Genomic DNA, 26,507 nt, shown 5'->3' on the forward strand with positions numbered 1-26,507 from the left:
CGGAGAGTGCTACCGCGATGCTGGCCGGGGTGGGGATCCGGGCGACCGTCGACACCGACTGCGGTGAGCTGCCCGAGGAGGTCGACACCGTCCTGGCCACCATGCTGCGTGAGGGCCTGACCAACATGCTGCGGCACAGCAGAGCCGAGCATTGCCGGATCACGGCGGAGCGCACCGCCGCCGGCGTGCGGCTCACGCTCGTCAACGACGGCGTGGACACGGGCGCCGCGACCGCCCTCGGGGTGGAGGTCAACGGCGGCAGCGGGATCGGCAATCTGACCACCCGGGTCAACGCGGTGAACGGACGTCTGGAAGCCGGGGCGCGTCCCGATGGCTGGTTCGAGCTGAAGGCGGAGGTCGAACTCCTCGCCGCGGCCTGAAGACGGAGCAGCGCGCATCACACGCACCACCGACATCCGAAGAAGCAAGCTCATGGGGGACACTTGAGGACCGATGCAGTCGGCCGATCGCGCGGGAGACCGGCGGGCGCAAAATCGGCGGGCGCACAGCCGGCCGACCGGGACCCGGCCGTACGCGGGGCCGGGCGGGCGCTGCCGCGGCGTACCGCCATCGCCATCACCGCCGGCGTGCTGCTCGGCTTCTTCGTGATCGACGGCAGTCATGTCTGGGCCGAGCACCGCACGGTGTGGCACGCCGTGGCCGCCGTGCTCGGGTTCGCCGCGATCATGGGGCTCCAACTGGTCCATTCCTTCCCGGGGTTCATCCTCCGGCTCGGCCGCTACCGGTATGCGACCTGGGTGCTCCAAGGACTGCTCGCCTATCTGCCGATCATCGCGTTCGGGGCAGCGTGGGGCGGGATGACGGAGTTCTTCGCGGCTTCGGCGGTGCTCGTCTTCCCGGCTGCCCTCGGCTGGCCGCTGTTCGGCTGCGCGGTCGCCGGGGAGCTCGCGCTGTTCGAGCACTTCGGGTTCGACGCCGGGGACTTCGTGTACGGGGGCATCGAGGCGGTGCTGATTCCGCTGGTCGTCATCGGGCTCTCGCGGATGTCCGACATGATCGACCGGCTGCACGCCTCGCGCGAGGAACTGTCGCGCCTCGCGGTGGCGGGGGAGCGGTTACGGTTCGCCCGCGATCTGCACGAGGTGCTCGGGCTCAGCCTCTCCGCGATCTCCCTCAAGTGCGAACTCGCCTACCGGCTGCTCGCGGACGCGTCGCAGGAGGCCGCCAGGGCGTACGAAGAGGTCGGTGAGGTGCTGCGCACTTCGCGCAAGGCGCTCGCCGATGTGCGTTCGGTCAGCCGCGGCTACCGCCAGATGTCCCTGTCGGACGAGGCGAACGCGGCGGTCCCGATGCTCTCGGCGGCCGGCATCGACACCACCGTGCGCCACCGCTGCGGCGACCTGCCCGCCTCCGTGGACACCGTGCTCGCCGCCGTGCTCGGCGAGGGCCTGACGAACATGCTGCGGCACAGCAAGGCCGCGCGCTGTGTGATCAGCACCGAGTGCGGCGGCGGCGTCGCCGTCCTGGTTCTCGGCAACGACGGTGTCGGACGTGGCCGTACGACCGAGCCGGAGCCGGGCGGGGGCCTCGCCACGCTCGACTCCCGGCTCAAGGAACTCGGCGGCACCCTCACCCACGGTGCCGACGGCCGGGGCTGGTTCCGGCTGCGCGCGGTCGTACCGCTGCGGCAGGACGCCGAGGCGCCCACGTCGCGGCGGCGCGGCCCGGCCACCGGCGACCGGAGCAGGGCGGCCCGGCCGGGCCGCACCGACATGATGCCCCGGGCCGCGGGCGCGATCACCCTCGCTGTGCTGGTCGGCTACTTCCTGTCGTACTCCGCCGAGGGCTGGTCGTACGAGCCGTACGCGCGCGGGCTGCCCACCGTCGAACTCTGTCTGCTCGGCTGCCTCGCGCTCCAGCTCGCCGAGTCCTTCCACCGGCGTTTCGCCTGGGGGCCGCGCTGGAGCGGGCCGGTGCGCTACGGGGCGCTGGGGGCGCAGGCGCTGCTCCAGTTCGTGCCGTTCCTGGTGTTCGGCAAGGCCTGGGCGGGCATCCCCGGTTTCCTCGCCGGGTCGGCGCTGCTCGCCCTGCCCGCGGTGGCCGGCTGGCCGGTGCTCGTCCTGGTCACCGTGGCGAGCGACGCCGCGCAGTACGCGGTGGGCGTCTCGACGCAGGACGTGATCTACGAGACCGCGTACACGCCGATCTGTGCCGTGGTCGTGTTCGGGCTGACCAGGATGGCGCAGCTCGCCACCGAACTGCACCGCTCCCGCGCCGAGATCGCCCGGCTCGCGGTGACGACCGAGCGGCTGCGGTTCGCCCGTGACCTGCACGATCTGCTCGGGTTCAGTCTCTCCGCGATCACCCTCAAGTGCGAGCTGGTGCGCCGGCTCGCGCAGGCCGAGCCGGTGCAGGCGCGCCACGAGCTGACCGAGGTGCTCGGCATCGTCCGCGAGGCGCTCGCCGATGTCCGCACCATGGCGGGCGGAAGCCGGCGGATGTGTCTGAGCACCGAGGCCGAGCACGCCATGGCCATGCTCGCCGGGGCCGGCATCCACGCCACCGTCCGGCTCGACTGCGGTGAACTCCCCGGCGATGTGGAGACCGTGCTCGCCACCCTCGTACGCGAGGGCCTGACCAACATGCTGCGGCACAGCAGCCCGGAGTGCTGCGAGATCACCGCCGAGCGGACGGCCGGCGCGGTGCGGCTGACCCTCGTCAACGACGGGGCGGGTCTGAAGGGAGATCCCTCGCTCGCCTCACGGATGGGCGGTGGCAGCGGGATCGGGAATCTGACGACGCGCGTCGAGGCGGTCAACGGCCGGCTCACGGCGGGGCCGCGGCCCGACGGCCGGTTCGAGCTCAGGGCCGAGGTCGAACTCCTCGCGGCCTGAGACCAGGGACGGCAGGAACGTTTCGGCCGGGGCTGATGCGGCAGCTCCGGCCCGGTCCTCAGACCGAGTGCAGCCAGCCCGCCTCGCGGGCGATTCGGATGGCATCGACCCGGTTACGCGCGTTGAGCTTGCTGACGGCCGAGGTCAGATAGTTGCGCACGGTGCCGGACGACAGATGGAGCCGGGATGCGATCTGGCCGGCTTCCATGCCCTCCGAGGCGAGCTGGAGGACTTCCTGCTCGCGGTCGGTGAGCGGGGAGGGGCCGGAGTCGAGCGTGGCGAGTGCCAGCTGTGGATCGATGACGCGCTCGCCCGCCGCCACCTGGCGGATCGCGGCGCAGAGGCTGTCGGGGTCGGAGTCCTTGGGAAGGAAACCGGAGACATGGGCGGCCAGCGCCCGTCTGAGGTTTCCGGGTCTGCCCAGGCTGGTCAGGATGAGCGTGCGGCACTCCGGTACCGAGGTGTGCAGCCCGGCGGCGGCGGTGATTCCGTCGGTGCCGGGCAGGTCGATGTCGAGAACGGCGACATCCGGCCGCATGGCCATCGCGGTCGGCACGATGTCCGTACCGGACGACAACTCGGCGACCACTTCCAGGTCGGGCTCCAGTTCAATGAGTGACACCAATGCCTTGCGCAGCATATGCATGTCTTCGGCAATCAGAACTCGCACCATGGTGCCCCCCGTTGTGCTGGATCATGGGTCGGTTGCTAGCGATTATGCAATAGGCGGCGGCCAAGTCCCGGGGCTGAGGCCAATCCGGCACATGCCGTTTCAGGACTGGTACGAGCAGTTCCGCACCCGCAGCTTTCAGCCAGAACCCGACCACCGCTCAAGTGGCCGCTCCCATCCTCCCTCCACCCAGGCGCCGTCCGGCGGCCAGGGGGAAGGGAGAGGTGACGTGAACATGAACGGACACCCCAGCTCGGAAGGTGTTCTCTGACATGGCCCGCCGGAAGAACCCGGATGTTCCGGACGGACAGGGCGGCGTGACCCGCCGCCGTCCCAAGGGCACCTGGCGCCGCCTCATCGGCCGCTTCCTGCGCCCCGTGGGCGAGGCCCTCATGGTGCACGGCGGCGTCGACATGTATCTGACCGCCGCCGACGGGAACAGGGCCCGGCTGCGCTCGCTCGACAGCGGGTTCCGCCTGATGCTGCGCACCGACGACGACGGCCCGCCGCCGGGCCACCCCGAGCGGCTGCGCCCCGACGTCCCGCTCACCCGCCAGGAACTCCTGCTCCTGCAGGACCTGCTGAACGAGGTGCCCGGACGCAGAGGATGAGCGGCCTAGGGGGTGTCCGATGGGTCATGGCCGGGGTCGCGACGCCTGGCACGGCACCTCGCCGCGTTGCCGAAACGTCCCGAGAGCTCCGCTATCGGGACGCTCCGGCGCCTTGCGATGCACCGCACCAGACGCCGCGCCCTATCCGACCCTGACCCATCGGACACCCCCTAGCCGCCCCAGCACAGTTGATCTTCAAGTACCCGTCTAGGGGCGAGGAACAGAGTAGGAGGACGAAGCATCCGTCCGAGCACCAGGGAGCAGAGGATGACCCCAGCGAAGAGCTTCACGCAGGCACTGGCGGCGCGGTTCGCCGACCGGGCCGCACGGACCGCTCTGCTCTGCCTGGACGGTGACGGCAACGCCGACCGCCGAACCTACCGGGAGTTGGACGTACGGGCCAGGTCCGTCGCGGCCGCGCTGCTGCGCCGCCGCGCGGCCGGCGCGCCCGTCCTCATCTCGATGGACGGCGGCCCGCACACCGTCGCCGCCCTCGTCGGCTGCCTGTACGCGGGCGCCGTCGCCGTGCCCGTGCCGCCGCCGGACAGCTCACGGGCCGCCACCGAACGCACCGCCGCGATCGCCGCCGAGACCGACGCCGCCGTCATGCTCACCTCGTCCGCGCACGCCCCCGAACTCTCCCGGCGCCTCGCGGAGGCCGGACGCTCCGCAGTGGTGTGCCTGGCCGTCGACTGCCTGCCCGACGAGGGCGCCGACTGGCAGCCGCCCGCCGTGACCGGCACCGACACCGCACTCCTGCAATACACCTCCGGGTCCACCGCCGCCCCGCGCGGCGTCCAGGTCACCCACGCCAACCTGCTCGCCACCATGGAGAGCCTGCGCACCGCGCTCGGCACCGACGAGGACGCCCGCATCGGCGGCTGGCTCCCGCTCCACCACGACCTCGGGCTGATCGGCCAGCTCCTCCACCCGCTCTGGCTCGGAGCCACCGCCGTCCTGATGCCGCAACGGCTGTTCGCCGCCGACCCGCTGAGCTGGCTGCGCGAGGTGGCCCGGCACCGCGTCACCGTCACCGCCGCCCCCGACTCCGCATACGCCCGCTGCCTCGCCGAAGCAGGCGACGACGACCTCGCGGGCCTGGACCTGAGCGCCCTTGCCACCGCCGTCAACGCCTCCGAGCCGGTCTCCGCCGTCACCCTCAGCGCCTTCGCCCACCGCTTCGCCGCCGCGGGCCTGCGCCCCGGCGCGCTCGCCGCCGGATACGGGCTCGCCGAGGCCACCCTCCTGGTCAGCCTCGCCGACCGACTGCCGCCCGCCCCGGCCACCGTGTCCGCCGAAGGCCTGGAGCAGGGCGAGCTGAGACCGCCGGTGCCGGGCCACCCCGTGCGCACCCTGGCCGGCTGCGGACCCGCGCGCGGCGTCACCGTACGCATCGTCGACCCGGACAGCTCGGCCGTGCTTCCCGAGGGGGCCGTCGGCGAGATCTGGGTGCGCGGCGAGGCCGTCGCCGACGGCTACTGGCGCCGCCCCCTGGAGACCGCCGCCGCCTTCGGCCACGCCACCTCCTCGGGCGAGTACGGCTTCCTGCGCACCGGAGACCTCGGCGCGCTGCGCGACGGCGAGCTCTACCTCACCGGCCGCATCAAGGACGCCCTCCTCGTCGACGGCCGCACCCTGCACCCGCAGGAGGCCGAGCGCCAACTCGCCCACTCCGGCGCCCCGTTCGGCTCCGCCGTGGTGCTCTCCGCGCCCGCCGAACGCGAGGAGATCGTCGCCATCCAGGAGATCCGCGGCGCCGGCTGGAGCCGCGGCCAGCTCGCCGACCTCGCCGAACGCGTCCGCGGCTGCCTGCGCGAGGAGTTCGGCGCATCGCTCGGCGGCGTCGTCCTGGTCCGCCCCGGCACCGTCCGCCGCACCACCAGCGGCAAGGTCCGCCGCTCACTGATGCGCGAGCTCTATCTGCGCGGCGAACTGCGCCCGCTGTACGCGTCGGCGCCGCCGTACGCCGCTGAAGGAGGCTGAGCCATGCCCGACACCGCCGTCCGGGCCCCCGCGGACCCGGACGTAGGCCGCCGCGCCGAGCGGCTCGAACTCCGCTTCGGCGACCCCTGCGACCCGGCCAACCCGCTGGGCTTCCGCGCCCTGCTCGCCGCCGACGGCGACAGTCGACTCCTGGACGCCGCAGAGGAGTTGCTCGGCGAGGAGGGCTTCGGCGCCGAACTGGTGCCGGTCGCCCTCGGCGGCCGGCTGCGCGACGCCGACCAGCTGATGCGGATGCTGCGCCCGGTCTTCCGCCGCGATGTCGCACTCGCCTTCGGCTACGGCATCACCTCGCTGTTCGCGGCCGCCCCGGTGTTCGCCGCCGGGTCGGACCGGCAGCGCGAGAGCGTGGCCCGGCTCCTGGTGTCGGGCGGCCGCGCGGCCATCGTGCACCGCTCGCTCGCCCACGGCACCGCCATGCTGCGCGGTGAACTCACCGCCATGGAGTACTCCGGCGGCTTCGTCCTGGACGGCCGCAAGGACGTCGTCATCAACGCCGAACGCGCCGGCGCCGTCGTCGCCTACGTCCGCACCGACCCCGCGCCGGGCCCCGCCTCGCACTCGGTGTTCCTGCTCGATCCCGCCCAGCTCCCCTCCGACGGCGTGCGGTTGCTGAAGCGACAGCCCACCACGGGCATGCGCGGCTGCCGTTTCGCCGGGTACGAGTTCGACGCGTGCGCGGTGCCGGGCGACGCGCTGGTCGGCGAACTCGGCGCGGGCGTACGCCTGTCCCTGCGTACGTTCCAGCTCAACCGCACCCTCATCACCGGCGCCGTCATCGCCTCCGTCGACACGGTGCTGCGCGCGGCGGTGCGGGCCGCGCTCGCCGGGGAGAGCCTCGGCAGGCGCCAACGCGGCGTGCTTGCCGGAGTGTTCGCCGATCTGCTCGCGGGCGACGCCATGGCCACCGCCGTGCTGCGCGCCCTGTCGCTGCTGCCGGGAGCCGCCCATCTGGCCGCCGCCGAACTCAAGTACCTCGTACCGGACCTGCTCAGGGACGACCTGGAAGAGCTCGCCACCGTGCTCGGGGCCGGCGGCTACAGCCGCGACACCGACCAGGGCACCCTCACCAAGCTCCTGCGCGACCTGCCCGCCGCCGGGCTCGGCCACGCCGGGACCGCCTCCTGCCAGGCCGTGGTCATCCCCCAACTCCCCGTCCTGGCCCGGCACTCCTGGGGCCGGGAGGCCGAGCCGCCCGCCGCGCTGTTCCGCGCCGCCGAGCCCGTACCCCACCTCGACATCGGCGGCCTCGAAGTCGCGGGCGGTGGCGACTTCCTGGCCGCATCGCTCATCGCGTCCGCCGCCCGCCTCACCGGATCGCCCGCCGACGGCCCGTACGGCGAGGTGCTCCGGACGATGGCCGCCGCCTTCCACGCCGACCTGCTCGCCGTGCGCGAGGCCTGTCTCCTCATCGAACCCGGCGACCGGGCGGCGCTCGCGAGCCCCGCGACCGCGGCACTCGCCGACCGGCACTCCGTCCTTGTCGCGGCCGGCGCGGCGCTCGCCGTGTGGGAGAGCCACCGGGGCACCGCCGGATTCCTCGCCGACCCCGCCTGGCTGGTGCTCGCCCTGCACCGCTACGGCCGCAGGCTCGGCCTCACCCTTCCTCCGCTGCCGCCGGACTGCGTCGACCGGGTCGCGGAGGAGCTGCTGGCGCGCTTTCGGGCCGGCCGCAGTTTCGATCTTCACGACGCGCCTCTGGCGGAAGCAGGTACCCCATGAGCCCCCTCACAAGGACGGGCATCGCCGAACCCCTTCTGATGCCGGGACCCGACAGCCCATGGAGCCGGGTGCGGCAGTCCATGGCGTGGCACGGCCATGTCGTCGTCCACGCGAACTGGCGCGACTGGCTGCCCGCGGCCGTCGCCGACCCCCAGCTGCGCCCCCTGCTCGGCGCCCGCGACTGGCAGCGCCTCAACAACCTCCAGGACCCCGAGGCCCGCGACCGCTTCGCCGCCTCCCGGCTCCTGGTGAAGTACACCGCGGGCGCCGCCCTGCAGACCCCGCCCGAGACCGTGGAGCTCGCCTCCAAGGCGGGCGGGCGCCCCTATCTGCGCGGCTGCGACCAGATCGAGGTCAGCCTCAGCCACACCCGGGACCTCCTGGTGGTGGGCCTGAACCGGCGCGGCCGGGTCGGCGTCGACACCGAGCTCGCCGACCGCCGCATCCAGTACTCCGCCGTCCAGCGCCATCTGTGCACCCCCGCCGAGCGCCGCTGGCTCGGCGCCCTCGACGAGGCCGAGCAGCAGCGCCGCCTGGTGCGCACCTGGACGCTGAAGGAGGCGTACACCAAGGCGCTCGGCCAGGGCATGCGGATGGGCTTCACCCAGTTCGGCTTCGACGCGGAGGCCACCACCCTGCTCACCCCGCAGGGCGAGCCCGCCTCGCACGGCGAGTGGGCCTTCGCCACCTTCGAGCTGGAGGGCGGCTATCTGGTCGGTGTCGCCTGCCACGACACGGGGCTGCGCGACGAGGGCGACACGGCCGTGTCCACCATGCTCGACGAGGGCTTCCTCGGTGAGGTCGTCGACCTGGTCGGCCGCGTCCAGCACTGATCCCGGGCAGCGCGAAGGCCCCGTTTCCTCCTGGGGAAGGAGGAAACGGGGCCTTCGGGTACTTCTGGCACTAGCACCGCGCCCGCGTGGCGAACGCGTCCGCGCGCGGCACTGGGGTGCCCTCGGGGAGCGGTAGAGGGGCCGCTTGGTCCCGTCGGGCGGGTCGATCAGATGAAGCGGGGTTTTCAGCCCTGGAGGCCGGCCACCTTGTGCGCCAGCGCCGACTTCTTGTTGGCGGCGGCGTTCTTGTGGATGACGCCCTTCGAGACAGCCTTGTCCAGCTGACGCGAGGCGGCGCGGGTCGCAGCCGTGGCCTTCTCGACGTCACCGGCGGCGACGGCCTCGTTGGCCTTGCGGATGAAGGTGCGCAGGGAGGACTTGACGGACTTGTTGCGCAGGCGCGCCTTCTCGTTCGTCTTGTTCCGCTTGATCTGGGACTTGATGTTCGCCACGAAAGAGCCTTTGCAGGTTCGATGATTCGATCTTCGGTCGTGCCCGCCGCCACAAGGGTGACGAGACACAGCTGTCCACGGTACCAGCCGCCTCCCGACCGGCCCAAACCGAGCACAGGCCCGCAGGCGTGGGACGATAGAGGCTGTTCCTTACGTATCGAACCGTCGTCGACCCGAGACGAGGCGCCGCGATTTGACCGCGGGCCTCAAGAATCAGGACCCTGCGTGCCCGCGACTCCTCCCAACGTGCCCGAGCCGAGCCGTACCGACCCGGCGCTGATCCGCAACTTCTGCATCATCGCGCACATCGACCACGGCAAGTCGACCCTTGCCGACCGGATGCTCCAGCTGACCGGCGTGGTCGAGCAGCGGCAGATGCGTGCTCAGTACCTCGACCGCATGGACATCGAGCGCGAGCGCGGCATCACGATCAAGAGCCAGGCGGTCCGGCTGCCGTGGGCCCCCACCGAAGGCCCCGGCCAGGGCCGGGCCCACATCCTGAACATGATCGACACCCCGGGCCACGTGGACTTCACGTACGAGGTGTCGCGCTCGCTCGCCGCCTGCGAGGGCACCGTCCTCCTGGTCGACGCCGCCCAGGGCATCGAGGCGCAGACGCTGGCCAACCTGTACCTGGCCATGGAGAACGACCTCACCATCGTTCCCGTCCTCAACAAGATCGACCTGCCGGCCGCCCAGCCCGAGAAGTTCTCAGAGGAGCTCGCCAACCTCATCGGCTGCCAGCCGGAGGACGTGCTGAAGGTCTCGGCGAAGACCGGCGTCGGCGTGGACGCGCTCCTGGACCGCGTGGTCCGCGACGTGCCCGCCCCGGTCGGCGTCGCCGACGCGCCCGCCCGCGCGATGATCTTCGACTCGGTGTACGACTCCTACCGCGGCGTCGTCACCTACGTCCGTGTGGTGGACGGCCAGCTCAACAAGCGCGAGCGCATCCGCATGATGTCGACCGGCGCCACCCACGAGCTCCTCGAGATCGGCGTCTCGTCCCCCGAGATGACCCCGTCCGACGGCATCGGCGTCGGCGAGGTGGGCTACATCATCACCGGCGTGAAGGACGTCCGTCAGTCCAAGGTCGGTGACACCATCACCAGCCTCCACAACGGCGCGACGGAAGCCCTCGGCGGTTACAAGGACCCGAAGCCGATGGTCTTCTCCGGTCTGTATCCGCTGGACGGCTCGGACTACCCGGACCTGCGCGAGGCCCTCGACAAGCTCCAGCTCAACGACGCCGCCCTGGTGTACGAGCCCGAGACGTCGGCGGCGCTCGGCTTCGGCTTCCGCGTCGGCTTCCTCGGCCTGCTGCACCTGGACGTGATCCGCGAGCGCCTGGAGCGCGAGTTCGGCCTCGACCTGATCGCGACGGCGCCGAACGTGGTCTACCGGGTCGTCCTGGAGGACGGCAAGGAAGTCACCGTCACCAACCCGAGCGAGTTCCCCGAGGGCAAGATCTCGGACGTGTACGAGCCGGTCGTGCGGGCCACCATCCTCGCGCCGTCGGAGTTCATCGGCTCGATCATGGAGCTGTGCCAGACCCGGCGCGGCACCCTGCTCGGCATGGACTACCTCTCCGAGGACCGGGTCGAGATCCGCTACACGCTGCCGCTCGCGGAGATCGTCTTCGACTTCTTCGACCAGCTGAAGTCCAAGACGCGCGGCTACGCCTCGCTCGACTACGAGCCCACCGGCGAGCAGGCCGCCAGCCTGGTCAAGGTCGACATCCTGCTGCACGGCGACAAGGTCGACGCCTTCTCCGCGGTCTGCCACAAGGACGCGGCCTACGCCTACGGCGTGCGCCTGGTCGCCAAGCTGCGCGAACTCATCCCGCGCCAGGCCTTCGAGGTGCCCGTCCAGGCCGCCATCGGCTCCCGGGTCATCGCCCGCGAGACGATCCGCGCCATCCGCAAGGACGTCCTCGCCAAGTGCTACGGCGGCGACATCTCCCGTAAGCGGAAGCTTCTGGAGAAGCAGAAGGAGGGCAAGAAGCGGATGAAGATGGTGGGCTCCGTGGAGGTCCCGCAGGAGGCCTTCATCGCGGTGCTCTCCAGCGACGACTCGGGCGGCAAGAAGAAGTAGCAGGCCCTCGATCACCGGCTCTCCGCACTACCGCCACAACGGACCCCCGCGCCTTCGCACGGGGGTCCGTTCGTTATGAAACCACTCTCCGTTGCCTCTTACGCGCCGGGCGACGGCGCTCTACTCTGATCACGGCCCGATGGTTACTCGCCAGTTAAACAAGCGTCGGACAGCCAGAGCACCCGGAGAACCAACCAGTCGCGCAGCCTTGCCGCAGGCCAGCCCGGAGGACGTCGTGAGCGACACACAGACCTTGATCGAGAATCGGCCGCCGTCCGTGGCGGCCCTCTTCGTCCAGCGCGTGGACGCCACGCCCGACGCGGAGGCCTACCGCTACCCCGTGCCGGGTGCGGGGCAGGCCCCCGACGAGTGGAAGTCGCTCAGCTGGGCCCAGGCCGCCGAGCGGGTCTACGCCATCGCCGCGGGCCTGGCCGACCTCGGGGTGCGCGGCGAGGAGCGGGTCGCGCTCGCCTCCTCCACCCGCGTCGAGTGGATCCTGGCCGACCTCGGGGTGATGTGCGCGGGCGCCGCCACGACCACGATCTACCCCTCCACCAACGCCGAGGAGTCGGCGTTCATCCTGGCCGACTCCGAGAGCCGGGTCCTGATCGCCGAGGACGCGGCCCAGCTGGCCAAGGCCCGCGAGCGCCGCGCCGAGCTGCCGAACCTGAAGCACGTCGTGGTCGTCGACCCGGCCGGCGCCGAGCCCGTGGAGGGCGACCCGGAGGGCTGGGTGCTCAGCCTCGCCGACCTGGAGGCACGCGGCGCCGCCCACCTGGAGAAGAACCCCGCGGCGGTCGAGGAGCGGATCGCGGCCATCACCGCCGACCAGCTCGCCACCCTCATCTACACCTCCGGCACCACCGGCAAGCCCAAGGGCGTACGGCTGCCGCACGACAACTGGTCGTACATGGCCAAGGCGATCGCCGCGACGGGCCTCGTCACCGGCGAGGACGTGCAGTACCTGTGGCTGCCGCTCGCGCACGTCTTCGGCAAGGTGCTCACCTCGGGCCAGATCGAGGTCGGGCACGTGACCGCCGTCGACGGCCGCATCGACAAGATCATCGAGAATCTCCCGGTGGTCCAGCCGACCTACATGGCCGCGGTGCCCCGCATCTTCGAGAAGGTCTACAACGGCGTCGCGGGCAAGGCCCGCGAGGGCGGCGGGGCCAAGTACAAGATCTTCCAGTGGGCGGCCGGGGTGGCCCGCGAGTACGCGAAGGCCAGCCAGGACAACTTCCGCCGCACCGGCCGGCCCGGCGCCCCCTTCGCGCTCTCGGCCAAGCACAAGGTCGCCGACGCGCTCGTCTACAGCAAGATCCGCGAGGCGTTCGGCGGGCGGCTGCGGGCCTGTGTCTCCGGCTCGGCGGCGCTCGCCCCCGAGATCGGCTTCTTCTTCGCCGGCGCCGGCATCCACATCCTGGAGGGCTACGGCCTCACCGAGTCCTCGGCCGCCTCCTTCGTCAACCCGGGCGAGGCCTACCGCACCGGCACCGTCGGCAAGCCGCTGCCCGGCACCGAGGTGCGGATCGCGGACGACGGCGAGATCCTGCTGCGCGGCCCCGGCATCATGCAGGGCTACCACGGGCTGCCCGAGAAGACCGCCGAGGTCCTGGAGTCCGACGGCTGGTTCCACACCGGCGACATCGGCGAGCTGTCCGCGGACGGCTACCTGCGTATCACCGACCGCAAGAAGGACCTGATCAAGACGTCGGGCGGCAAGTACATCGCACCCGCCGAGGTCGAGGGCCAGTTCAAGGCGGTCTGCCCGTTCGTCTCCAACATCCTGGTGCACGGCGCCGACCGGAACTTCTGCACCGCGCTGATCTCGCTCGACGAGCCCACCATCCTCGGCTGGGCCAAGGAGCAGGGCATCCAGGGCTCCTACGCCGAGGTCGTGGCCTCCCCGAAGACCGTGGAGCTGGTCGACGGCTACATCAAGCGCCTCAACGAGGGCCTCCAGCGCTGGCAGACGATCAAGAAGTTCCGGCTGCTCCCGCGCGACCTCGACGTGGAGCACGGCGAGCTGACGCCCAGCCTCAAGCTGAAGCGGCCGGTCGTCGAGCGCCAGTACCGGGCCCTGATCGACGAGATGTACGCGGGCTCCCGCGAGGCCTGAGCCCGCTCAAGGAAGACTGCGGGCCCGTCTGAGGGCCCGCAGGGCGTCCTCCAGACAGGCCATCTGGTGGCGCAGCTCCGGCACCTCGGCGAGCCCGCCCCGGGCCAGTTCGTCCTCGATCGCCCCGAGCCGCGCGGAAATCTGGTCGAACTGCTTCTGCTCGCCGGCCAGCATCCGCTCCAACTGCCGGTTCTTGCGGTGCAGTTCGAGGAACACGTTCACCTTGGCGCGCAGCACCCAGGGGTCGAAGGGCTTGGTCAGGAAGTCGGCCGCGCCTGTGGCGTACCCGCGGAACGCATAGCCGTCGTCACCGTCCGTGCCGGTCAGGAAGATGATCGGCACGTCCTTCGTCTGGTCGAGCCGCTTGATGTTGGACGCCGTCTCGAAGCCGTCCATCCCCGGCATCCGCACATCGAGCAGCACCACCGCGAACTTCCGCCGCAGCAGAGCCTTCATCGCCTCCTCGCCCGAACGCGCCCTGACCAGCGGCTCGTTGAGGGAGCCGAGCACGGCCTCCAGGGCGACCAGGTTGTCCTCCATGTCGTCGACGAGGAGGATGCTCGCCCGCTCGCCGGGTGGTGCCTCAGTGCTCATGCCGGCTCGCCTCGCGTGCTCGGTGGCGCGGCCGCGGACTCCCCGGTGCCGCTCGACTGCTCCGGGACGGACGGGGTGGTGCCGTCGGCCTCGTCCGGCTGGCCCTCGGGATCCAGCAGGGCACAGGCGACACCGAGGAGCAGGTCCACATCCACGGGCTTGGGTACGTACTCGTTGGCGCCCTGGGCGATCGACTTCTCCCGGTCGCCGGGCATCGCCTTCGCGGTGAGCGCGACGATCGGCAGATCCGTCCACAGCGGGCTGCGCCGGATCGCCTCGATGGTCTCGTAGCCGTCCATCTCCGGCATCATGATGTCCATCAGGACGAGCTCGATGTCGGGGTTGCGCTCCAGGGTCTCGATGCCCTCCCGCCCGTTCTCCGCGTACAGGACCGGCATGCCGACCCGGCCGAGCACATGGGTGAGTGCGAACACATTGCGGATGTCGTCGTCGACGATCAACACCCTCCGCCCGGGCAGGACTTGACCCGCCCGGCCCCGCTTCCACTCCTCCAGCTTGTTGGCCGTCGGCCAGCCGTCGTCCTGGTCGGGCAGCAGCAGGTGATCGTCGGAGAGCCGGTCGGAGGTGTCGAGGGTGAGCTCGGGGCCCTGCTGCTCGGCCTCGCTGGGCACGTGGCCCGGGTAGAGAACCGGGACGTACAGGGTGAAGGTGGAGCCGCGCCCCGGCTCGCTCTCGGCGATGATGCGGCCGCCGAGCAGCCCGGCGATCTCGCGGCTGATGGACAGGCCGAGGCCGGTGCCGCCGTACTTGCGGTTGGTGGTGCCGTCGGCCTGCTGGAACGCCTCGAAGATCACCGGGAGCTTCTCGGGCGCGATGCCGATGCCGGTGTCCCGTACGGCGAAGGCGATCAGGTCGTCGGAGCCGTGCAGCACCCCGTCCTCCGGGTCCTTGATGCGGCTGACGCGCAGCTCGACGCGGCCCGAGGAGGTGAACTTGATCGCGTTGGACAGCAGGTTGCGCAGGATCTGCTGGAGGCGCTGCTCGTCGGAGTACATCTCGCGCGGCACCTCCTCGCCCACCGCCACGTCGAAGGCGAGGCCGCGGTCGAGGGTGATGGGGCGGAAGGTGGCGTGGACGTAGTCCAGGACCTTGATGAGCGGGAGCTTCTTGGGGCGTACGTCCATGCGGCCGGCCTCGATCTTCGACAGGTCCAGGATGTCGTTGATCAGCTGGAGCAGGTCGGAGCCCGAGCGGTGGATGGTGGTGGCGAACTGCACTTCCTGGTCGGACAGATGGGCGTCCGGGTTGTCGGAGAGCAGCCGGGCGAGGATGAGCAGCGAGTTGAGCGGGGTGCGCAGCTCGTGCGACATGTTCGCCAGGAACTCGGACTTGTACTGGGAGCTGGTCGCCAACAGGGCTGCCTTCTCCTCCAGTTCGGCGTTCGAGCGCTGCAACTCGGCCTGCTGGCGCTGGAGTTCGTCCGAACGCTCCTGGAGCTGGACGGCGAGCCGCTGGGACTCGCTCAGGAGCGATTCCGTACGGGAGTTGGCGATGATGGTGTTGATCGCGACGCCGATGGTGTTCACGAACTGGTCGAAGAAGGCCAGGTGGACATCGGAGAAGCGGGAGAAGGAGGCCAGCTCGATCACGCCGAGCAGCTTGTCCTCGAAGAGGATCGGGATGATCACGACGCTGGCGGGCGATGCCTCGCCGAGCCCCGAGTTGATCTTGATGTAGTCCGGCGGCGCCTCCTCCAGGAGGATCCGCTTCTTCTCCAGGGCCGCCTGCCGGACCAGACCGTGCCCCGGCATGCCGGTCGTGTCCACCGTCGCGCCCTGCGCCGAGCCGTACCCGGCGATGAAGGCGAGCCCCTTGGTGGCGCTGGTGATGCGGGAAGGCGCGCCCTCGTTCTCCGGGTCCGCCAGGAAGAACGCGCCGTACTGGGCGTTCACCAGCGGCGTCAGCTCGCGCAGGATCAGGTCGGCGACCTCCATCAGGTCCCGGTGGCCCTGCATCAGCCCGGCCAGACGGGCCAGGTTGGACTCCAGCCAGTCCTTCGCGCGGGTCGTCTCGCGCAGGTTGGACACCATCAGGTTGATGTTGTCCTTCAGCTCGGAGACCTCGCCCCGGGTCTCCACGGTGATCGAGCGGGACATGTCGCCCTGGGCGACGGCCGAGGCCACCTCGGCGATCGCGCGGACCTGGGTGGTGAGGTTGAGGGCGAGCTCGTTGACGTTGGTCGTCAGGCGCTTCCACGTCCCGTACACGCCCTCGACCCGCGCCTGGCCGCCGAGCTGCCCCTCGGAGCCCACCTCGCGGGCCACCCGGGTGACCTCGGAGGAGAACGAGGACAGCGTGTCCACCATGGTGTTGATGGTGGTCTTCAGCTCCAGGATCTCGCCGCGCGCATCCACGTCGATCTTCTTCGACAGGTCGCCCTGGGCCACCGCCGTGGCGACCTGCGCGATGTTGCGCACCTGTGAAGTCAGGTTGTCCGCCATGTAGTTGACGTTGTCGGTGAGGTCCTTCCACACGCCCGACACGCCGAGCACCTGGGCGCGCCCGCCGAGCCGGCCGTCCGTACCCACCTCGCGGGCCACGCGGGTGACTTCGTCGGCGAAGGCGCGCAGCTGCTCCACCATCGTGTTGACGGTGTCCTTCAGTTCCAGGATCTCGCCCCGGGCATCCACGGTGATCTTCTTCGACAGGTCGCCGTTGGCGACGGCGGTGGTGACCTGGGCGATGTTGCGTACCTGGGAGGTCAGGTTGGAGGCCATGAAGTTGACGTTGTCCGTCAGGTCCTTCCAGACCCCGGACACGCCCCGCACCTGCGCCTGACCGCCGAGGTTGCCTTCCGTGCCCACTTCGCGGGCGACGCGGGTGACTTCGTCGGCGAAGGCGGAGAGCTGGTCGACCATGGTGTTGATCGTCGACTTGAGCTCCAGGATCTCGCCCTTCGCCTCCACCGTGATCTTCTTGCCGAGGTCGCCCTGGGCGACGGCGGTCGACACGAGGGCGATGTTGCGGACCTGAGAGGTCAGGTTGTCCGCCATGAAGTTGACGTTCTCGGTCAGGTCCTTCCAGACCCCGGACACCCCGCGCACCTGGGCGCGCCCGCCGAGGTTGCCTTCCGTGCCCACTTCGCGGGCGACGCGGGTGACTTCGTCGGCGAAGGCGGAGAGCTGGTCGACCATGGTGTTGATCGTCGACTTGAGCTCCAGGATCTCGCCCTGTGCGTCGACGGTGATCTTCTGGGACAGGTCGCCGTTGGCGACGGCGGTGGTGACCTGGGCGATGTTGCGTACCTGGGAGGTCAGGTTGGAGGCCATGAAGTTGACGTTGTCCGTCAGGTCCTTCCAGACCCCGGACACGCCCCGCACCTGCGCCCGGCCGCCCAGCTGGCCCTCGGTGCCGACCTCGCGGGCGACGCGGGTGACCTCGTCGGCGAAGGCGGACAGCTGGTCGACCATCGTGTTCACGGTCAGCTTCAGTTCGAGCAGCTCACCGGTCGCCTCGACCGTGACCGTACGCGTCAGATCGCCGCGGGCCACCGCAGTGGTCACCGCCGCGATGTCGCGGACCTGCGCGGTGAGGCGCGAGGCCATGGTGTTCACGGCCTCGGTGACATCGCGCCAGCTCCCGCTCAGGCCCTGCACCTTGGCGCGCCCGCCGAGCCGCCCCTCGGTGCCCACCTCCCGCGCGACCCGCGTCACCTCACCCGTGAACAGCGACAGCTGGTCGACCATCTTGTTGACCGCCCGGCCGAGCCGGCGCAGCTCGCCGCGCAACTGCCGGTTGCCGTCGTGCAGATCGACCCGCTGGGTCAGATCACCGCCCGCCACCGCGTCCAGGACCCGCGTCGCGTTCGCCGCCGGCACCACCAGGGCGTCGAGCAGCGTGTTCGCATGGCCGATGCCGGCCGTCCAGGCGCCCTGGCCGGGGCTGGCCGCGAGCCGCTCGTCGAGACGCCCGTGCCGGACCACCTCGCGGCGCACCCGCATCAGCTCGTCGGTGAAATGCTGGTTGCGTACCGCCACTTGGTTGAAGAGCGCGACCAGCTCGGCCGGCACTCCCTCGTGGGTTTCCTGGAGGCGCACCCGGAAGTCGCCGTCGCGCAGAGCCGTCATCGCCGCGATCAACGGGCGGAGCTCGGAGGCGCGGACCCAGCCGCCCTCGTCCGGTGGCATACCACTGTCTCTGTTCATGCAGGCCCACTTCGGTGACTCGGTGCTTATGGGCCCGCTCAGTCTGTCACTCTGTCGGTGTCGTGAGCGGCGCATTCGCGAGAACCGGTCAGGAGCCGCACCGTGGGACCCTTACCAGCGCAGCGGGGGAGCATGAACCGGCCGTATCCTCCCACTTCCTACGACCCCGCCGAAGGCGCACAGGTGCGGTCCGCCGCGGCGAAGCCCGGCGCCTGCCCGACCGCCCGCACCAGCCTGCCCGGCAATCCGCTCGCCCCCGGGGCCGCCCGGCGGTTCATACGGGCCGCGCTCGCCGACTGGGCCGGGCTCGGCCCGCCGGTTGCGGGTCAACTACCCCGATTCTCCGAGCAGTTCACCTACGACGCGGCCATCCTCGTCAACGAGCTGGTCACCAACGCGGTCGTGCACGCGGGCACCACCGTGGACGTGCTGTGCCGCCTGGAGAGCGGCGACGGCCAGGAACCCGCCGCCCTCGTCATCGAGGTCTCCGACCACCATCCCTCCCGTGCGGTACGCAGCGAACCGCAGCGGGCCCGGGACGAGCACGCGGCATGCGAGTACGGACGCGGCCTCCATGTCGTCGCCGCCCTCGCCGAATGCTGGGGCATCACCTACCGCAGCGGGCTCAAGACCGTCTGGGCCCGCCTCACCGCGGACGCCGACGGGCCGCCCGAGCCACCCGACGGCCACCGCGACGAACTCCTCCAGCGCGGCCTGCGCGCCGCCGAGATCCTCGCTCCGACTCCGCACCGCACCCCGCGCCGGCACGACCACGACTGGGTCAACCGGGGCGCCCTCTCCTTCCTCGCCGAGGCCTCCGACCTCCTGGCCGGACAGTTCGACGAGGACATGATCGCGGCCCTGGCCGGCCAGCTCCTGGTGCCCCGGCTCGCCGACTGGTGCGCGATCTGGCTCGACGAGGACGCGGGCGGCCCGCTCACCGCGCCCCGCCTGGCCCGGGTCTGGCACGCGAAGGAAGCCGCCATGGAGCCGCTGCGGGCCGCCGTCGAGAAGGAGCCGCCCCGGCTGCCCGCCTCCGCCCGCGGCGGCCCGGTGCCGATGCCCTGGCCCCGGACGCCCGAGCTCGGCGCGGACGGCGCGGCGCTCGCGTACCGCCTGGTCGCGGGCGGCAGCGACATGGGCGTACTGCTGCTCGGACGGGCCGGTCTGTCGCGCATCCCCGACGAGGTCACCGGCCTCATCGAGGACTTCCTGCGCCGGGTGGCCCTCGCGATCGGCGCGGCCCGCCAGTACACCCGGCAGGCCACCATCAGCAGGGTGCTCCAGCGCGGCCTGCTGCCCACCCGGGTCGCCGAGATCCCGGGCATCGACAGCGCCTTCGTCTACGAGCCGAGCAACGAGGCGCTGGCCGGCGGCGACTTCTACGACGTCTTCCCCGGCGCCGGCGGACGCTGGTGCTTCGCACTCGGCGACGTCCAGGGCAGCGGCCCCGAAGCCGCCGTGGTCACCGGCCTCGCCCGGCCCTGGCTGCGGCTGCTCGCCCGCGAGGGGTACGCGGTGCACGAGGTCCTCGACCGGCTCAACCAGCTGCTCGTCGACGACGCCACCGAAGCCGCCGAGTCGGCGGTCCGCCTCGCCACGGCCGAGCCCATGGGGGAGGACGAAGGGCCGCAGGCCCGCTTCCTCTCCCTCCTGTACGGAGAGCTGGTGCCGGACGCCCAGGGAGTGCGCTGCACCCTGGCCAGCGCCGGACACCCGCTGCCCCTGCTCCTTCGGCCCGACGGCTCGGTCCGGGCGGCGGCCGTCCCGCAGGTCCTGCTCGGCGTGGTCGAAGGCGCCCGCTACGAGAGCGAGAGCCTGCGCCTTGCCTCGGGCGACACCCTGCTGTGCGTGACGGACGGGGTGACCGAGCGCCGCTCGGGCCCGCGCATGTTCGACGACGCCGACGGGCTCGCCACGGAACTGTCCGGCTGCGTCGGGCTGACCGCGTCCGGAGTGGCCGGCCGGATCAAGCAGGCGGTGTACGAGTTCGGCGATGCCCCGCCCGCGGACGATCTGGCGCTGCTCGTCCTGCGGGCGGACTGACCCGGACCGGTGGACGGGCCGGGTCCCTCGTCCTCGCAGGTCAGGCGCTGGCGGCGGCGGTGCAGGACGCGTTGCCGCCGCAGTAGGTGATGTCCCAGTGGCTGCCCTCGTTGGCGTACACGTTCCCGGCCGAGGACCGCCAGCGGGTGGCGCCGTCACTGCGGGTGGCGATGTGCGTGAAGCTGTTCATGACATAGGAGTCGATGCAGCTGTTGCGCGAGATGTCGGCCTTGTAGCCGTTGTAGTGGCTGTACGTGCCGGATGCGTGACCCACCTCGGTACCGCCGGTGACATTGATCGCGCACGTGCTTGCGGACTTCAGCGTCTTGAGCCCGTCCACGGTGGCCTGGTTGATCTGCTCGTACGAGGTGCAGGTCGCGTTGGACCGGGTGGTGCAGCCGCCACTGGAGGAGTGGGTCACCCCCGCCGCCGACAGCTGGGAGGCGGCGGCGGACTGGCTGAGCTTGACGACGGCGGCGTCCGCAGTCCCGGCGAGGGCGAGGAGGGAGGCGGCGGCGAGGGCGCCGGAGGCGATGAGGGTGCGCTGACGGGTCATCATGTGCGGTTGCCCTTCGGTGAGTCGGGGCGGGATGCCCTTCGGGTGGCTGGGGGTGTGTCTGTTCCGCGGGACACGATGGCGTATGGGCGGGGTCGGGAGGGAGAGGGGGGACGTGAACAGTGGCGGACGGACGGTGTCCGGGTGCGGACCGTGGGTGGCTGGTCGTGCCCCCACGTTCTCGGCTCCGCCCGAACAGGGGGACCCCCGTCGCGGCGGCGCGCACATGTCACAGCCCCGCGTCCCCAGCGGTGCCCGTGTGGGGGCGGTCAGGGGAATGGCCGGGGTGGCGGACAATGGGGGCATGCCTTCCGTACTGCCCGATGGTGAGCCCATGCCCGAGGACGGGTCGCTGCCCCGCCATGCCCTGGAAGGCGCCGGGGAGCGGCCGCTCGGCTTCTACCTGCACGTTCCGTACTGCGCGACACGCTGCGGCTACTGCGATTTCAACACGTACACGGCGAGCGAGCTGGTGGGCAAGGGCGGCGTCCTGGCCTCCCGCGACAACTACGCGGACATGGTCGTCGAGGAGATCCGCCTGGCCCGGAAGGTCCTTGGCGAGGACCCCCGCCCGGTGCGGACGGTGTTCGTGGGCGGCGGCACGCCCACGCTGCTCGCGGCGGCCGACCTGGTACGCATGCTGGCTGCGGTACGGGACGAGTTCGGCCTGGCAAAGGACGCGGAGGTCACGACCGAGGCGAACCCGGAGTCGGTGAACCCGGCGTATCTCGCGGAGCTGCGGGCGGGCGGCTTCAACCGGATCTCCTTCGGCATGCAGAGCGCCCGGCAGCACGTCCTGAAGGTCCTCGACCGTACGCACACGCCGGGCCGGCCCGAGGCATGCGTCGCGGAGGCCCGCGCGGCGGGCTTCGACCACGTCAACCTGGACCTGATCTACGGCACCCCGGGCGAGAGCGACGAGGACTGGCGGGCCTCGCTCGACGCGGCCGTCGGCGCGGGCCCGGACCACATCAGCGCGTACGCCCTGATCGTCGAGGAGGGCACCCAGCTCGCCCGCCGCATCCGGCGCGGCGAGGTGCCGATGACGGACGACGACGAGCACGCGGACCGGTACCTGATCGCGGACGAGGTCCTCGCAGCGGCGGGCTACTCCTGGTACGAGGTCTCGAACTGGGCCACGACGGCTGCCGGGCGCTGCCTGCACAACGAGCTGTACTGGCGCGGGGCGGACTGGTGGGGGGCGGGGCCCGGCGCGCACAGCCATGTGGGCGGGGTGCGGTGGTGGAACGTGAAGCACCCGGGCGCCTACGCGGCGGCTCTGGCGTCCGGCCGCTCCCCCGGCGCGGGGCGGGAGGTACTGCCTCCGGAGGACCGCAGGGTGGAACGCATCCTCCTGGAACTCCGCCTGCGCGAGGGCTGCCCGCTGACCCTGCTGCACCCGGCGGGCCTCGCTGCGGCGCGCCGGGCGGCGGAGGAGGGCCTCTTGGACGCGGCGTCCTTCGCGTCCGGGCAGGCTGTGCTGACCCTGCGGGGCCGGCTGTTGGCCGATGCGGTGGTTCGGGACCTGGTGGACTGAGCGGGGCGGGGCTGCGGGTGGTGCGGGGCTGCTTGCGCAGTTCCCCGCGCCCCTTGAGGGGGCGTCTTTCGGGATGCGGGCCGTGGGTGGCTGGTCGCGCAGTTCCCCGCGCCCCTGAGCAGGGTCGGTGCTGCTCTGCACCGGCATCTTCAGCCCGTCCGGCGATTGGGGACGAGCGCCCTTCAGGCGCTAACGGGGACTGGGGCGGAGCCCCAGCCATCCCGCCCGGCCCCAGCACCCACCCCCGGAGGGCTACGGCGCCGTCACGAAGTCGATCAGGTGCTCCACCGATCCCAGCAGCGACGGATCCAGATCCTTGTACGACCGCACCCCCGAAAGGATCCGCTGCCAAGCGGCCCCCGTGTTCTCGGGCCACCCCAGCGCCCGGCAGACCCCCGTCTTCCAGTCCTGCCCCCGCGGCACAACCGGCCACCCCGCGATCCCCACGGACGCCGGCTTCACCGCCTCCCACACGTCGATGTACGGGTGGCCGACAACCAGCACATCCGGATGCGTCACGGACGCCGCGATGCGGGACTCCTTCGAGCCCGGGACCAGGTGGTCCACCAGAACCCCGAGCCGCGCATCCGGCCCGGGAGAGAACTCGGCCACGATCGCCGGAAGGTCGTCGATGCCCTCCAGGTACTCGACGACCACGCCCTCGATCCGGAGGTCGTCCCCCCACACCCGCTCCACGAGCTCCGCGTCATGGCGCCCCTCGACATAGATCCGCCCCGCCCGGGCGACCCGGGCCCGCGCCCCCGGCACGGCCAGCGATCCGGAGGCCGTACGGGCGGGCCCCGCGGGAGCGGAGGAGGAGGGGCGTACGAGCGTGACGACCTTGCCCTCCAGGAGGAAGCCGCGGGGTGCGAGCGGGAAGACGCGGTGCTTGCCGAAGCGGTCCTCCAGGGTGACCGTCGGCCCCTGGGCGGTCTTCTCGCAGCGGATCACGGCTCCGCAGAATCCCGTGGAGACCTCCTCGACGACGAGGTCGACCTCGGCAGGCACCTCGGGAACAGGCGTCTGCTTCCTTTTCCACGGCGGGGTCAGATCAGGGCTGTAGCTGCGCATGGTGCTCATTATTCGGGGCTCCGGCCGGGGGCCCGGGGGTTGGCCCCCGGGAGATGCAGCCACGGCGGGGTGAGATCAGGGCTGTAGCTGCGCATGGGCCCCATTATTCGGGGGGCGCCGGGCCGGACCGGCGCTGGGGCTACAACACCCCGAAACGCACCGCGAGTTGGTCCCGCTGGGCCCGTACGAAGGCCGCGTCCACCACCGCCCCGTGCCCCGGCACGTACACCGCGTCCTCTCCGCCCAGCGAAAGCAGCCGGTCCAGGGCGGCCGGCCAGCGCGAGGCCACCGCGTCGGAGCCCGCCTGGGGCTCGCCCGACTCCTCGACCAGGTCGCCGCAGAAGACGATCTCCGGCGAGTCGCCGGTGGCGGGGACCAGGACCGCGAGGTCGTGGCCGCTGTGACCGGGGCCGACATTGGCGAGCAGCACCTGACGGCCGCCCAGGTCCAGCGTCCACTCGCCGCACACCGCGTGGTGCGGAAGCACCAGCAGGTCGGCCGCCTCGGCCGCCTCCTCGACGGACACGCCCTGGCGGGCCGCGTCGTCACGCAGCGCCTCGCGCACCAGCGCCCGCTCGATGCCGACCGCCCCGTACACCTCGGCCCCGGAGAACGCCGCCGTCCCCAGAACGTGGTCGAAGTGGGGGTGGCTGAGCGCGATATGGGTCACACGGCGGCCGAACAGAGCCTCGGCCTGCGCCCGGAGTTCGGCGCCCTCGCGGAGCGTCGCACCGGTGTCGTACAAGAGGAGCGAGCTCTCCCCGGCGATCAGCGCGGCCGTGGCGTCCCAGACGGGCAGGCGCCTGCGCCCGACTCCGTCGCCGAGGCGCTCCCAGCCGAACTCTTCCCAACTGACGTCCATGACGCGACGCTATCCGCAATCGACCGGCGACGCCGCACGGTAGCGTGGTCGGCCGCCCTTGCTAGGGGCGTACCGGTCGGCCGTACACTGGCCGGGGGATTGCTGGCACTCGAACACAGTGAGTGCCAAACGGACGGCAACTGGAGGTGTGCGCGATGCTCAGTGAACGCAGGCTCGAGGTGCTGCGCGCCATCGTCCAGGACTATGTCGGCACCGAGGAACCGGTGGGGTCCAAGGCCCTCACCGAGCGGCACGCCCTCGGCGTGTCCCCGGCGACCGTGCGCAACGACATGGCCGTACTGGAGGAGGAGGGCTTCATCGCCCAGCCCCACACCAGCGCCGGCCGGATCCCGACCGACAAGGGCTACCGGCTCTTCGTGGACCGGCTGGCGGGCGTCAAGCCCCTGTCGTCGCCGGAGCGCCGGGCGATCCAGAACTTCCTGGACAGCGCGGTGGACCTGGACGACGTCGTGGCCCGTACGGTGCGGCTGCTCGCGCAGCTGACCCGGCAGGTGGCGGTCGTCCAGTACCCGTCGCTGACCCGGTCCACGGTGCGGCATGTGGAGCTTCTCTCACTCGCCGCGGCCCGGCTGATGCTGGTGCTGATCACCGACACCGGCCGCGTCGAGCAGCGCATGGTCGACTGCCCGGCGCCGTTCGGCGAGGCCTCGCTCGCGGACCTGCGGGCCCGGCTCAACGCACGGGTGGTGGGACGCCGCTTCGCGGACGTGCCGCAGCTGGTGCAGGACCTGCCGGAGTCCTTTGAACCGGAGGACCGAGGAACCGTTTCGACGGTCCTCGCCACCCTCCTCGAAACCCTGGTCGAAGAGACCGAGGAGCGGCTGATGATCGGCGGCACCGCCAATCTCACCCGCTTCGGACACGACTTCCCGCTGACCATCAGGCCGGTGCTGGAGGCGCTGGAGGAGCAGGTCGTGCTCCTCAAGCTGCTCGGCGAGGCCAAGGAATCGGGCATGACCGTACGCATCGGGCACGAGAACAACGCCCACGAAGGACTGAACTCCACGTCCGTCGTATCGGTCGGCTACGGTTCCGGCGGCGAGGCGGTCGCCAAACTCGGCGTGGTCGGACCGACCCGCATGGATTACCCCGGAACGATGGGAGCGGTACGCGCAGTGGCACGTTACGTCGGACAGATCCTGGCGGAGTCGTAAGTGGCCACGGACTACTACGCCGTACTCGGCGTGCGCCGCGACGCATCACAGGACGAGATCAAGAAGGCGTTCCGGCGCCTCGCACGCGAACTCCACCCGGATGTGAATCCGGACCCGAAGACGCAGGAGCGCTTCAAGGAGATCAACGCCGCGTACGAGGTGCTGTCGGACCCGCAGAAGAAGCAGGTCTACGACCTCGGCGGGGACCCGCTGTCGTCGTCGGGCGGCGGCGGGGCCGGCGGCTTCGGAGCGGGCGGCTTCGGCAACTTCTCGGACATCATGGATGCCTTCTTCGGCACGGCATCGCAGCGCGGCCCGCGCTCGCGGACCCGCCGCGGCCAGGACGCCATGATCCGCCTGGAGATCGACCTCAACGAGGCGGCCTTCGGCACCACCAAGGAGATCCAGGTCGACACCGCCGTGGTGTGTACGACCTGTTCGGGCGAGGGCGCCGCGCCCGGCACCTCCGCGCAGACGTGTGACATGTGCCGCGGCCGCGGCGAGGTGTCCCAGGTCACCCGGTCCTTCCTGGGTCAGGTCATGACCTCGCGGCCCTGCCCCCAGTGCCAGGGCTTCGGCACCGTGGTCCCCACCCCGTGCCCCGAGTGCGCGGGCGACGGGCGCATCCGCTCCCGCCGCACCCTCACCGTGAAGATCCCGGCCGGTGTCGACAACGGCACCCGGATCCAGCTCGCGGGCGAGGGCGAGGTCGGCCCCGGCGGCGGCCCCGCCGGCGACCTGTACGTGGAGATCCACGAGCTCGCGCACGACGTGTTCCAGCGCCGCGGCGACGACCTGCACTGCACGGTCACCATCCCCATGACGGCGGCGGCGCTCGGCACGAAGGTGCCGCTGCAGACCCTGGACGGCATGGAGGAAGTGGACATCCGCCCGGGCACCCAGTCCGGCCAGTCCATCCCGCTGCACGGGCGCGGCATCACGCACCTGCGCGGCGGCGGGCGCGGTGACCTCATCGTGCACGTCGAGGTCATGACCCCGAGCAAGCTCGACCCCGCGCAGGAGGACCTGCTGCGGCAGCTGGCCAAACTCCGCGGCGAGGAACGCCCCACGGGCCAGTTCCAGCCGGGGCAGCAGGGTCTGTTCTCCCGCCTGAAGGACGCGTTCAACGGACGTTGAGCCGGTGGG

The 26,507-nt window shown here is 71.4% G+C and carries 19 protein-coding genes; 12 read left to right on the forward strand and 7 right to left on the reverse strand.

Going from position 1 to position 26,507, the window contains the following annotated elements:
- Both ABD346_RS23020 and ABD346_RS23025 read left to right on the forward strand, forming a co-directional pair.
- A partial coding sequence (locus tag ABD346_RS23020; RefSeq protein ID WP_425583022.1) for a sensor histidine kinase occupies positions 1 to 380 on the forward strand: 380 nt, incomplete at its 5' end.
- A 63-nt stretch (positions 381 to 443) separates the two neighbouring features.
- The gene (locus ABD346_RS23025) at positions 444 to 2,855 is read left to right on the forward strand and encodes a sensor histidine kinase (RefSeq protein WP_344377299.1); all 2,412 of its coding nucleotides are present in this window, start codon (positions 444 to 446) and stop codon (positions 2,853 to 2,855) included.
- Positions 2,856 to 2,913: 58 nt separating this feature from the next.
- Here ABD346_RS23025 and ABD346_RS23030 read toward each other — a convergent pair whose 3' ends face one another.
- On the reverse strand, positions 2,914 to 3,528 hold the full coding sequence (locus ABD346_RS23030; protein WP_344377301.1) for a response regulator transcription factor: 615 nt from the start codon (positions 3,526 to 3,528) through the stop codon (positions 2,914 to 2,916).
- A gap of 269 nt (positions 3,529 to 3,797) precedes the next feature.
- On the opposite strand from ABD346_RS23030, the gene ABD346_RS23035 reads away from it, so the two are divergent.
- From ABD346_RS23035 to ABD346_RS23050, 4 genes are all read left to right on the forward strand, one after another.
- Positions 3,798 to 4,136 carry a DUF6059 family protein gene (locus tag ABD346_RS23035; protein WP_344377302.1) on the forward strand — a complete coding sequence of 113 codons (339 nt, stop codon included), beginning with the start codon at positions 3,798 to 3,800 and terminating at the stop codon, positions 4,134 to 4,136.
- Between the two features lie 267 nt (positions 4,137 to 4,403).
- A complete protein-coding gene (locus ABD346_RS23040; protein WP_344377304.1) occupies positions 4,404 to 6,119 on the forward strand; it encodes a fatty acyl-AMP ligase in 1,716 nt (571 codons plus the stop codon).
- A gap of 3 nt (positions 6,120 to 6,122) precedes the next feature.
- On the forward strand, positions 6,123 to 7,859 hold the full coding sequence (locus ABD346_RS23045) for an acyl-CoA dehydrogenase (RefSeq protein WP_344377305.1): 1,737 nt from the start codon (positions 6,123 to 6,125) through the stop codon (positions 7,857 to 7,859).
- Complete coding sequence (locus ABD346_RS23050) at positions 7,856 to 8,692, forward strand: 4'-phosphopantetheinyl transferase family protein (RefSeq protein ID WP_344377307.1); 837 nt, start codon at positions 7,856 to 7,858, stop codon at positions 8,690 to 8,692. Before ABD346_RS23045 ends, ABD346_RS23050 begins: the two co-directional genes overlap by 4 nt.
- A gap of 185 nt (positions 8,693 to 8,877) precedes the next feature.
- Here ABD346_RS23050 and rpsT read toward each other — a convergent pair whose 3' ends face one another.
- Positions 8,878 to 9,144: a 30S ribosomal protein S20 gene (gene rpsT / locus ABD346_RS23055; RefSeq protein WP_053726104.1), complete on the reverse strand. Its 267-nt coding sequence runs from the start codon at positions 9,142 to 9,144 to the stop codon at positions 8,878 to 8,880.
- Between the two features lie 225 nt (positions 9,145 to 9,369).
- Between rpsT and lepA the strand changes: the two genes are divergently transcribed.
- Together lepA and ABD346_RS23065 are read left to right on the forward strand one after the other, a co-directional pair.
- Positions 9,370 to 11,235, forward strand: a complete 1,866-nt coding sequence (lepA, locus tag ABD346_RS23060) for a translation elongation factor 4 (protein WP_189964157.1) — start codon at positions 9,370 to 9,372, stop codon at positions 11,233 to 11,235.
- Between the two features lie 235 nt (positions 11,236 to 11,470).
- Positions 11,471 to 13,354 carry an AMP-dependent synthetase/ligase gene (locus ABD346_RS23065; protein WP_344377310.1) on the forward strand — a complete coding sequence of 628 codons (1,884 nt, stop codon included), beginning with the start codon at positions 11,471 to 11,473 and terminating at the stop codon, positions 13,352 to 13,354.
- 6 nt (positions 13,355 to 13,360) lie between these two features.
- Here the strand turns inward: ABD346_RS23065 and ABD346_RS23070 are convergent, their stop codons facing one another.
- Both ABD346_RS23070 and ABD346_RS23075 read right to left on the reverse strand, forming a co-directional pair.
- A complete protein-coding gene (locus ABD346_RS23070) occupies positions 13,361 to 13,948 on the reverse strand; it encodes a response regulator (protein WP_344377311.1) in 588 nt (195 codons plus the stop codon).
- Complete coding sequence (locus ABD346_RS23075; protein WP_344377684.1) at positions 13,945 to 18,036, reverse strand: HAMP domain-containing protein; 4,092 nt, start codon at positions 18,034 to 18,036, stop codon at positions 13,945 to 13,947. Before ABD346_RS23075 ends, ABD346_RS23070 begins: the two co-directional genes overlap by 4 nt.
- Positions 18,037 to 18,246: 210 nt before the next feature.
- Between ABD346_RS23075 and ABD346_RS23080 the strand changes: the two genes are divergently transcribed.
- Positions 18,247 to 20,160, forward strand: a complete 1,914-nt coding sequence (locus tag ABD346_RS23080; protein ID WP_344377313.1) for a SpoIIE family protein phosphatase — start codon at positions 18,247 to 18,249, stop codon at positions 20,158 to 20,160.
- A 40-nt stretch (positions 20,161 to 20,200) separates the two neighbouring features.
- On the opposite strand, the gene ABD346_RS23085 is transcribed toward ABD346_RS23080, so the two are convergent.
- A complete protein-coding gene (locus ABD346_RS23085) occupies positions 20,201 to 20,719 on the reverse strand; it encodes a hypothetical protein (RefSeq protein ID WP_344377315.1) in 519 nt (172 codons plus the stop codon).
- Between the two features lie 301 nt (positions 20,720 to 21,020).
- Between ABD346_RS23085 and hemW the strand changes: the two genes are divergently transcribed.
- On the forward strand, positions 21,021 to 22,253 hold the full coding sequence (gene hemW, locus ABD346_RS23090) for a radical SAM family heme chaperone HemW (protein WP_344377316.1): 1,233 nt from the start codon (positions 21,021 to 21,023) through the stop codon (positions 22,251 to 22,253).
- 252 nt (positions 22,254 to 22,505) lie between these two features.
- Here hemW and ABD346_RS23095 read toward each other — a convergent pair whose 3' ends face one another.
- Positions 22,506 to 23,324 carry a DUF3097 domain-containing protein gene (locus ABD346_RS23095; protein ID WP_344377317.1) on the reverse strand — a complete coding sequence of 273 codons (819 nt, stop codon included), beginning with the start codon at positions 23,322 to 23,324 and terminating at the stop codon, positions 22,506 to 22,508.
- A 139-nt stretch (positions 23,325 to 23,463) separates the two neighbouring features.
- Positions 23,464 to 24,186 carry an MBL fold metallo-hydrolase gene (locus ABD346_RS23100; RefSeq protein ID WP_344377319.1) on the reverse strand — a complete coding sequence of 241 codons (723 nt, stop codon included), beginning with the start codon at positions 24,184 to 24,186 and terminating at the stop codon, positions 23,464 to 23,466.
- A gap of 155 nt (positions 24,187 to 24,341) precedes the next feature.
- Here ABD346_RS23100 and hrcA point away from each other — a divergent pair, with 155 nt between their 5' ends.
- Together hrcA and dnaJ are read left to right on the forward strand one after the other, a co-directional pair.
- Complete coding sequence (hrcA, locus tag ABD346_RS23105; RefSeq protein ID WP_053726096.1) at positions 24,342 to 25,361, forward strand: heat-inducible transcriptional repressor HrcA; 1,020 nt, start codon at positions 24,342 to 24,344, stop codon at positions 25,359 to 25,361.
- Positions 25,362 to 26,498, forward strand: coding sequence for a molecular chaperone DnaJ (dnaJ, locus tag ABD346_RS23110; protein ID WP_344377320.1), 1,137 nt, complete (start codon positions 25,362 to 25,364; stop codon positions 26,496 to 26,498).
- The last annotated feature ends 9 nt before the right edge of the window (positions 26,499 to 26,507 follow it).

Origin of the sequence: Streptomyces mauvecolor (genome assembly GCF_039532965.1) — a bacterium.
Taxonomy (GTDB): Bacteria; Actinomycetota; Actinomycetes; order Streptomycetales; family Streptomycetaceae; genus Streptomyces; species Streptomyces violascens.

Excerpts from the sequence above, each read along its gene's own strand:
- ABD346_RS23035 (WP_344377302.1), top strand. The coding sequence starts at position 3,798 with ATGGCCCGCCGGAAGAACCCGGATGTTCCGGACGGACAGGGCGGCGTG.
- ABD346_RS23040 (WP_344377304.1), top strand. The coding sequence starts at position 4,404 with ATGACCCCAGCGAAGAGCTTCACGCAGGCACTGGCGGCGCGGTTCGCC.
- hrcA (WP_053726096.1), top strand. The coding sequence starts at position 24,342 with ATGCTCAGTGAACGCAGGCTCGAGGTGCTGCGCGCCATCGTCCAGGAC.
- ABD346_RS23095 (WP_344377317.1), bottom strand. The coding sequence starts at position 23,324 with ATGCGCAGCTACAGCCCTGATCTGACCCCGCCGTGGAAAAGGAAGCAG.
- ABD346_RS23100 (WP_344377319.1), bottom strand. The coding sequence starts at position 24,186 with ATGGACGTCAGTTGGGAAGAGTTCGGCTGGGAGCGCCTCGGCGACGGA.
- ABD346_RS23030 (WP_344377301.1), bottom strand. The coding sequence starts at position 3,528 with ATGGTGCGAGTTCTGATTGCCGAAGACATGCATATGCTGCGCAAGGCA.
- ABD346_RS23045 (WP_344377305.1), top strand. The coding sequence starts at position 6,123 with ATGCCCGACACCGCCGTCCGGGCCCCCGCGGACCCGGACGTAGGCCGC.
- ABD346_RS23050 (WP_344377307.1), top strand. The coding sequence starts at position 7,856 with ATGAGCCCCCTCACAAGGACGGGCATCGCCGAACCCCTTCTGATGCCG.
- hemW (WP_344377316.1), top strand. The coding sequence starts at position 21,021 with ATGCCTTCCGTACTGCCCGATGGTGAGCCCATGCCCGAGGACGGGTCG.
- ABD346_RS23080 (WP_344377313.1), top strand. The coding sequence starts at position 18,247 with ATGAACCGGCCGTATCCTCCCACTTCCTACGACCCCGCCGAAGGCGCA.
- ABD346_RS23070 (WP_344377311.1), bottom strand. The coding sequence starts at position 13,948 with ATGAGCACTGAGGCACCACCCGGCGAGCGGGCGAGCATCCTCCTCGTC.
- ABD346_RS23075 (WP_344377684.1), bottom strand. The coding sequence starts at position 18,036 with ATGACGGCTCTGCGCGACGGCGACTTCCGGGTGCGCCTCCAGGAAACC.
- ABD346_RS23085 (WP_344377315.1), bottom strand. The coding sequence starts at position 20,719 with ATGATGACCCGTCAGCGCACCCTCATCGCCTCCGGCGCCCTCGCCGCC.